9 protein-coding genes and 2 pseudogenes are annotated in these 7,874 nt (G+C 47.7%); 9 read left to right on the top strand and 2 right to left on the bottom strand.

All coding sequences use genetic code 11. From position 1 onward, the window contains the following. The 3 genes and pseudogenes from DW085_RS18460 to DW085_RS18450 form a co-directional block, all read left to right on the top strand. Positions 1–394: pseudogene (locus tag DW085_RS18460) on the top strand (replication protein); the annotation flags it as partial. Continuing rightward, positions 391–1,229, top strand: a pseudogene (locus DW085_RS18455) (ATP-binding protein). The pseudogenes DW085_RS18460 and DW085_RS18455, both read left to right, overlap by 4 nt. 12 nt (positions 1,230–1,241) lie before the next feature. After that, positions 1,242–1,439: a transposon-encoded TnpW family protein gene (locus DW085_RS18450; RefSeq protein ID WP_118494317.1), complete on the top strand. Its 198-nt coding sequence runs from the start codon at positions 1,242–1,244 to the stop codon at positions 1,437–1,439. A 61-nt stretch (positions 1,440–1,500) separates the two neighbouring features. Here the strand turns inward: DW085_RS18450 and DW085_RS18445 are convergent, their stop codons facing one another. After that, positions 1,501–2,040, bottom strand: a complete 540-nt coding sequence (locus DW085_RS18445; protein WP_055246193.1) for a DUF3795 domain-containing protein — start codon at positions 2,038–2,040, stop codon at positions 1,501–1,503. 213 nt (positions 2,041–2,253) lie between these two features. Between DW085_RS18445 and DW085_RS18440 the strand changes: the two genes are divergently transcribed. The 6 genes from DW085_RS18440 to DW085_RS18420 all read left to right on the top strand — a co-directional run bounded on the left by DW085_RS18440 (position 2,254) and on the right by DW085_RS18420 (position 6,599). Next, positions 2,254–3,864 carry a recombinase family protein gene (locus DW085_RS18440; protein ID WP_118494314.1) on the top strand — a complete coding sequence of 537 codons (1,611 nt, stop codon included), beginning with the start codon at positions 2,254–2,256 and terminating at the stop codon, positions 3,862–3,864. Between the two features lie 281 nt (positions 3,865–4,145). Next, positions 4,146–4,418, top strand: a complete 273-nt coding sequence (locus tag DW085_RS18435) for a helix-turn-helix domain-containing protein (protein WP_009256576.1) — start codon at positions 4,146–4,148, stop codon at positions 4,416–4,418. Continuing rightward, positions 4,378–4,755 (top strand): TnpV protein, encoded by a 378-nt coding sequence (locus DW085_RS18430; RefSeq protein ID WP_117970662.1) that lies wholly within the window; start codon positions 4,378–4,380, stop codon positions 4,753–4,755. Before DW085_RS18435 ends, DW085_RS18430 begins: the two co-directional genes overlap by 41 nt. 116 nt (positions 4,756–4,871) lie before the next feature. After that, positions 4,872–5,306: a MarR family transcriptional regulator gene (locus tag DW085_RS18425; RefSeq protein WP_009274453.1), complete on the top strand. Its 435-nt coding sequence runs from the start codon at positions 4,872–4,874 to the stop codon at positions 5,304–5,306. Beyond that, positions 5,299–5,688: an MATE family efflux transporter gene (locus tag DW085_RS20090; RefSeq protein WP_243034090.1), complete on the top strand. Its 390-nt coding sequence runs from the start codon at positions 5,299–5,301 to the stop codon at positions 5,686–5,688. The genes DW085_RS18425 and DW085_RS20090 overlap by 8 nt, the downstream gene beginning before the upstream one ends. Beyond that, positions 5,655–6,599, top strand: a complete 945-nt coding sequence (locus DW085_RS18420; protein ID WP_243034088.1) for an MATE family efflux transporter — start codon at positions 5,655–5,657, stop codon at positions 6,597–6,599. The genes DW085_RS20090 and DW085_RS18420 overlap by 34 nt, the downstream gene beginning before the upstream one ends. A 93-nt stretch (positions 6,600–6,692) precedes the next feature. Here the strand turns inward: DW085_RS18420 and DW085_RS18415 are convergent, their stop codons facing one another. Beyond that, a complete protein-coding gene (locus DW085_RS18415; protein WP_117970660.1) occupies positions 6,693–7,499 on the bottom strand; it encodes a helix-turn-helix transcriptional regulator in 807 nt (268 codons plus the stop codon). Between the last annotated feature and the right edge of the window lie 375 nt (positions 7,500–7,874).

Below are 7,874 nucleotides of genomic sequence, written 5' to 3'. Positions count from 1 at the left end.
CGCCGCAAGGCTTGAAAATAAGGCACTTTTGCCGCCGCGGACAAATGGCGGACATTTGTCCGACATTCGTCCACCAGAGATAGAGATAAAGAAAGAGATAGATATAGAGATAGAAAAAGAGAGAGAGTTAGAAACGGGACAAGCCCCCGCCCGCAGCTATGGCAGATACAACAATGTTTTTCTTTCCGATACGGAACTGGACGAGCTGAAAGCGGAACTGCCCGACAAATGGGAGTATTATATTGACCGCTTATCTACTCATATAGCGTCCAAAGGAACGAAATACCGTAGCCATGCAGCCACGATATACAAGTGGGCGCAGGAGGACGAAGCCAAGAAACCGCCGAAAAAAGGCATACCCGATTACACCTTTAAGGAGGGCGAGAGTTTATGACTGAACTTTTTACCGATACCGTTTTGAATATGATGACTACTACCGCAGAGCCGGAGGACTACACGGGCGAGGACGGTCTGCTTTACTGCGGCAAGTGCCGCACGGCGAAAGAAGCCTACTTTCCCAAAGAAACCGCCGCATGGTTGGGGCATGACAAGCACCCGACAGAATGTGACTGCCAACGGGAGAAGCGTTTGGAATGTGAATCCGCCGAGGAACGCAGACGACACCTTGACACCGTTATGGAACTGAAACGCCGGGGCTTTACCGACCTCACCATGCAGGAATGGACTTTTGCACATGACAACGGCAAATGCCCGCAGATGAGCAAGGCACATTTATATGTGGAGCATTGGGAGCAGATGAGAGAAAACAACTATGGTCTGCTCTTGTGGGGCAAGGTAGGCACAGGAAAAAGCTATTTTGCCGGGTGCATTGCCAATGCCTTATGGAACAGGAAATCTCCGTCCGCATGACAAACTTTTCTGCGATACTGAATGATTTAACTGCCAGCTTTGAGGGGCGAAACGAATATATCGAGCGTCTTTGCCGTTTCCCTCTGCTGATACTTGATGATTTTGGTATGGAGCGTGGCACAGAGTACGGTTTGGAACAGGTCTACAATGTAATTGACAGCCGATACCGCAGCCGAAAGCCGCTGATTGTCACCACCAATCTAAGCCTTACGGAACTGCAAAATCCACAGGACACCGCCCACGCCCGTATCTATGACCGAGTGCTTGAAATGTGTCTGCCTATCCTCTTTACAGGCGAGAACTTCCGAAAGGAAACGGCACAAGCCAAGCTCAATGGACTAAAAGAACTGTTGAAGTGAAAGGAGTTGCCTATGACAGAAAACAAACAGAATAACAATGACCGCACCGACCGCCGCCCGGACTGCGTGACGGAGATCCGCATGGGTAACACCGTGCTTGTTGTGTCCGGCTTTTTCAAGAAAGATACCACAGCCACCGCAGCCGACAAGATGATGAAAGTGCTGGAAGCGGAGGCTGCTGCCGGACATACGCCACCGTTCAGCGCATAAGTGATGACATGGAAAAGCGGTCACGCCGGGGAGCATGACCGCTGGAATATCAGTAACAACTTTATTTTTTCCGAAGTTTCAACTCAATGCCTTTTGGAGCAGCTATATCCTGCAACAGTTTTGCGATAACAGAAGCCTGTTCTTTCTTCCCCATACTTTGAAAATCCTTATCGGATTTAACTGTTTGCAAGATATTTTCAATTTCTTTAATCGTTAAGAGATTGACTGCAACACAGAATAGATTTTTTCTGCGCCCGTCATTATAGTGTGACAAGAGGAAATCCAATAATTTGCGCTTTTCTTCCTGTTCAGCATTATAGGCGGGAATCCCTATCTGGCTGGCTTTTTCCATGTCATTCATTTGATTATGATGAGTTATAAAAGAATCAAAATCATCTATATGAGCGTATTTGTCACAAGGGAAGCTGGTACACTGAAAGCAATATTCGATTTTCCCATGTTCAATACTGCACTTTGCGATTTTACAACTTTGATTATCAACGCCGCAACCGGAACAATGCCCTGCCAAATTCATAGGACATAATTTACAATTTAGACCACAAAGAGAAAGGTACTGATTGTTACGGACAAACCCTTTCATTGTCACACCCCCTTGTATTGATTAGCTCCATTTTACCATAAGAACAAGAGTTTTTCTACTATGCAATCCCAATCATCTGCTACACAAAAAACGGCGATTTGACCGACCATAAAGAAGCAGATTTGACGCTTTTGCCGCTATACAGACAGCCGCCCCATGTGGTACAATCAAGGTACGGAATAGTGGGGCTGGCTGTCGGAAACGGAGGATTTTATGTTAAGACAGACCAACCAACAACCAATTACCGCCCTTTACCCAAGACTTTCCCATGAGGACGAGCTGCAAGGCGAGAGCAATTCCATTTCCAACCAGAAGCGTATTCTTGAAACCTATGCAAAGCAGAACGGCTTTTCCAATCTGCGCTGGTACACGGACGACGGTTATTCTGGTGCGAACTTTCAAAGACCCGGTTTTCAAGCCATGCTTGCGGACATTGAAGCCGGAAAAGTCGGGACAGTTATCGTAAAGGATATGTCGAGGTTAGGGCGAAACTACCTGCAAGTGGGAATGTACACGGAAATGGTTTTCCCACAGAAAGGCGTCCGCTTCATCGCTATCAATGACGGAGTGGACAGCGCACAGGGCGACAATGACTTTGCCCCGCTGCGGAATATCTTTAACGAATGGCTGGTGAGAGATACGAGCAAGAAAATCAAAGCAGTAAAACGCTCAAAAGGTATGAGTGGCAAGCCAATCACAAGCAAACCTGTGTATGGCTACCTCATGGACGAGGACGAAAATTTCATTATTGACGATGAAGCTGCACCCGTAGTTAAGCAGATATACAACCTCTGCCTTGCCGGGAACGGTCCGACCAAGATAGCCCGTATGCTCACAGAGCAGCAAATCCCCACGCCGGGGACGCTGGAATACCGCAGGACGGGCAGCACCCGCCGCTACCACCCCGGCTATGAGTGCAAGTGGGCGACCAATACCGTTGTGCATATCCTTGAAAACCGGGAATACACAGGCTGCCTGGTAAACTTCAAGACGGAAAAACTCTCTTACAAAGTCAAGCACAGCGTAGAAAACCCGGAGGAAAAGCAAGCGATATTCGAGAACCACCACGAGCCTATCATAGACACCCAAACATGGGAACGGGTGCAGGAGCTTCGCAAGCAGCGCAAACGCCCCAACCGCTATGATGAAGTGGGCTTGTTCTCCGGCATACTGTTCTGTGCAGACTGCGGCAGTGTGATGTATCAGCAGCGATACCAGACGGACAAGCGCAAGCAGGACTGTTATATCTGCGGCAACTACAAGAAACGCACCCATGACTGTACGGCGCACTTTATCCGCACCGACCTCTTGACCGCTGGTGTACTCTCCAATCTGCGGAAAGTGACCAGCTATGCGGCAAAGCATGAAGCCCGGTTTATGAAGCTCTTGATTGAGCAGAACGAGGACGGGGGCAAGCGCAGGAACGCCGCCAAGAAAAAGGAGCTGGAAGCCACCGAGAAACGCATAGCCGAGTTATCCGCTATCTTCAAGCGGCTGTATGAGGACAGCGTGACCGGGCGCATATCAGACGAGCGTTTCACAGAGCTGTCGGCAGACTATGAAGCGGAGCAACGGGAACTGAAAGAAAGAGCCGCTGTTATTCAAGCGGAGCTTTCCAAAGCACAGGAAGCCACCGTGAACGCAGAAAAGTTTATGAATGTTGTCCGGCGGCATACCAGCTTTGAAGAACTTACCCCTACTTTGTTGCGGGAGTTTGTAGAGAAAATCGTTGTGCATGAGTGCAGCTATGACGAGAACAAGACCCGTAGGCAGGACATTGAGATTTATTATTCTTTTGTTGGCAAGGTGGACTTGCCCGAATAACCGCCCGACCTATCCGACACAAGAGCTAAGTGCCGGATAGGAACGGCAAAATTTTTTGCACTTCTATTACTTCTTTATCACACATCAGCAAAGAGCCAGGGCATGAAGCAGTTGATGGCTAATTAAAGGGAACAAAAAGAAAGGAAAAGCACAATCCAGACGGTATCAGCGGCAGGCTACAAGAATAAATTGTGATTTCACAAGATTGGTGTTATAATAAGAGAAAAGTTCCTGCCGGGGCAGCCGCCCCGGTGGTATGGATAGAAAGGCAGGAAAATAATATGCACATCAGCTATAAACCACTCTGGCACACACTGTTAGAGCGTAATATGAGAAAAGAAGATTTAAGGCTTGCCGCTGGTATGACAACGAATATGATTGCCAACATGAGCAAAGAGGGAAAGCACATCAGCATGGACACATTAGCCCGTATCTGCGAAACGCTGAATTGTGAGATTACCGATGTAATTGAGTTAGTACCAGACGAGCCTGCTTCCACAGGAGGTAAGGAACATGAGCGAATTAAAACCAAGAATAACAGAAAACGGAATTGATTATATCCTTGTTGGAGATTACTACATCCCAGACTTGAAGCTGCCGGAAGAACACCGCCCCATCGGAAAGTACGGACGGATGCACCGGGAATATTTAAGAGAAGTCCACCCAGCCAGATTGAACACATTGACCTTGACCGGGGAGTTATGGACATACCTTGCAGACCTGAACGAACAGGCACAGGAACGGTTAGACACCATCATGGAGCAGATGAAAGATGCCGAGGGCGTGACCGAGGAATTGAAACGAACCCAACAAATGGAATGGGTGCGGCGTTGCAATAACATTCACAACCGGGCAGAAGAAATTATTTTGCAAGAGATGATTTATTCATAACGGTATGGTAGAATGATTATGACAAATAAGAATTTTTTGCTCCATACGCCCTTGACAATAGTCCTTACAATATACTATAATAGTATTTGTAAATACTATTTGTAAGAGGAGGACTTATGGAAAACAATCATTTTAACGTTGCGTGGGCGAAAAGCACTGCGCTATATACAAAAGCAGCTTCAGTACTTGGCATCGGATACCCGGAAATGATGGTGCTGTATGCGCTGGAATCCATGGGAGAACTGACGCAAAAGCAGATCGCAGAGAATTTCGGTATGCAAAAACAGACGGTTCATACGGTCGTGAGCGCACTTCAAAAGAAGGGCTATTTACTGTTGGAGGCCAGCGAGGGCGATAAACGTGAGAAGCGGATCGTCTTGACTGAAAGCGGACAGGTATACGCCCACAGAATGATTGCGCCTTTACGAAAAGCCGAGGAGAAGGTTTATAGAACAATCGGGAACGAACGGCTCCAAGCCATGTGTGAAATTCTTGACCTTTTCAATCTTCTCTTTGAAAGAGAGCTGAGAGGAGGTCTGGGCAGTGAATAACAAGCGGACTTTCTTTCAGTATGTGATTCCGTCCGTGTTATCCTTTGCGCTTTCCGGGGTGTATGCCATCGTTGACGGTTTCTTTGTAGGCAACTCAATCGGGGATGCCGGACTTTCCGCAATCAACATTGCATATCCCATCACGGCGGTCCTGCAATCCGTAGGGACAGGAATCGGAATGGGCGGTTCAGTCAAATACTCCATTCTGAAAGCAGCAGGAAATGAGAAAAAAGCACGGGAGTTCGTTGCCGGTGCAACATGGCTGATGCTTCTTTTCAGCGCTGTCCTGACTGTCACCGTTTTCTTCACTTCAGAGAAAATCCTTTCTGCCTTGGTGCATCGGGCGAGTTGCTTACTCTGGGAAATGAGTATATCAAGGTAATTGCCCTTGGAGCGATTTTACAGGTGTTCGGCACCGGACTGGTTCCGTTTATGCGTAATTACGGCGGTTCTTTGTGGGCAATGATCGCTATGATCTGCGGCTTTGCTACCAATGTTGCTCTTGACTATACTTTTGTGTGGGTTCTTGGACGGGGCATGTACGGTGCGGCATTGGCGACCATTATTGGGCAGGGAGTTACCATGGCGGTTGCACTCGTGTATTGCGCCATCAAAAAGAACCTCACTCTGAAAATCGCACCTGTTGATACCCCGAAAACGGCATTTCAGATATTAAAAATCGGACTTGCTCCATTTGGCTTGACCCTTGCCCCAAATATCTCTCTTGTGATCATCAACCGATTTTCGGTTTATTATGGCGGACAGGAGGCTATCGCCACCTATGCCTGTATCTCCTATATCATCTGCATTGTTTATCTTCTTTTGCAGGGTGTCGGTGATGGTAGCCAGCCGCTCATGAGTCAGTTCTACGGAGCAGGCGAAGAAAAATCGCTCAAACAAACCAAAACGCTGGCGTATGAATTTTCCATGGTTTTGGCGGTAATCAGTGCGATTCTGATTTACCTGCTCCGTGGAAAGATTGGACTACTGTTCGGTTCATCTGCCGAGGTAAACGCAGGGGTCATAAAGGTCATGCCGATCTTCCTTGTGTCGGTTCCGTTTGACGCCATCACACGAGTTTCCGCGGCGGCTTTCTACGCAACCGAAAAAAGTGTGCTGTCCTATGTTCTGACCTTTATCGAACCCATCATCATGCTGGTGTTGATGCTGATGCTGCCGCCGGTGTTTGGCGGTCAAATCACGATTTGGTGGAGCGCCGTATTTGCAAAGGTCATTACCGCATCAGTAAGCATTGTGCTGTCCGTTAGATACAGCGCACAAAGAAATCGATAACTTCCAGTTTATCGTTCTGAATTTCAACTGAATAACCACAGTAAAAACCGCTGCTACATGGAAGCTAACAAACCATGCAACAGCGGTTTTTCTTTACCGTTTTTTCCTTTGGCTGATAGGCGTTCCCATTTTCTTTGATTTTTGGAGAATCCGAATCAGCCAGCGAAATTCTTCTTCCGATAAATTTTTGTAGTTGATACCGAGTTGCTTGCAGTAAAGCATTGCCAGTTTTTCCAAACGGCTGCCCTTGAAATTTTCGACCGCTTCCAGATTTTCTTTCAGTTCATTGGCAACAGTGGTCTGGGGCGCACTCTCGCTGTCCTTTTTGTGGGCTTCCCGAATATCCCGGATAATCAGGTTGAGGTCATCCAGAACCATGTGACTGAAATACTCATCATCACTGATATGTGCGGCTTGCAGCACCTTCAAATGCGGGTCATCTTCGCCGGGGCGATACCGTTCAATGATTTCATGCCGGACGGTATCGACAAGGGCATTGAGGTTTTGAATCTGCATAGTGGCAATCCCATCCACATAAATCTCAATGTCCGCAAGAAACTTGATAAAGTCCTTATGGGTGGCAAGTTCGCAGAGCAGGCGGTTGTTAATCCGACCGCTTTTCAGAAGTGCAACCATCTCATCATTCAAATGCAGCTCCGTCAATGGCGTGTTGATCTGCCCCCGGTTCTCTGTCCGGCACAGCAGATAATCAACGGAAACCCCATAGAAATCTGCCAGCGTGATAAGGTTGCCATGATTGATTTCCTTATAATCCTCTTTCTCATAACTGCCAAGGGCTGATTTGGAAATACCCGTCAGCTCTGATAATTCTTCCAGATTTAAGCCTTTATCCTTGCGGAGTTCCCAAAGGCGTTCCTGTATGCTTGTTGCTCCTTTCATGGGCGCACGCTCCTTTCCGGCGGTTGCATTGCTGCCGCTTAACTGGATTATATCACACTTTCCGCAATCGTGGAAATTTCTGATTTTTACCCCTAATTCCTACTTTGTGGACATACGGCATAGGGCACAAAAATGTTCTATGATACAGGTAGTTCATCGATGGATTATTCCAATCGAATGACCAGCCTGTGTGGGATATGCTTCCCCGGCGATGTAGTGCCATGACTTTTGGCAGGGATGTGGAGGAACCCTGACCGAAACGAGCATACCAAAGGGAGCGATACGCCGCTGTGAGATTCAGGGGAGGAACGACACCGGGGAGAACTGGCGAACTGACACCGAAATGATACCGAAACACAACAATCTGATAGGGGG

The sequence above is a fragment of the Clostridium sp. AF50-3 genome (genome assembly GCF_003477445.1).
Taxonomy (GTDB): domain Bacteria; phylum Bacillota; class Clostridia; order Lachnospirales; family Lachnospiraceae; genus Otoolea; species Otoolea fessa.
Note: the sequence above shows the minus strand (reverse complement) of the source record. Positions and strands in the feature narration are given on the sequence as shown.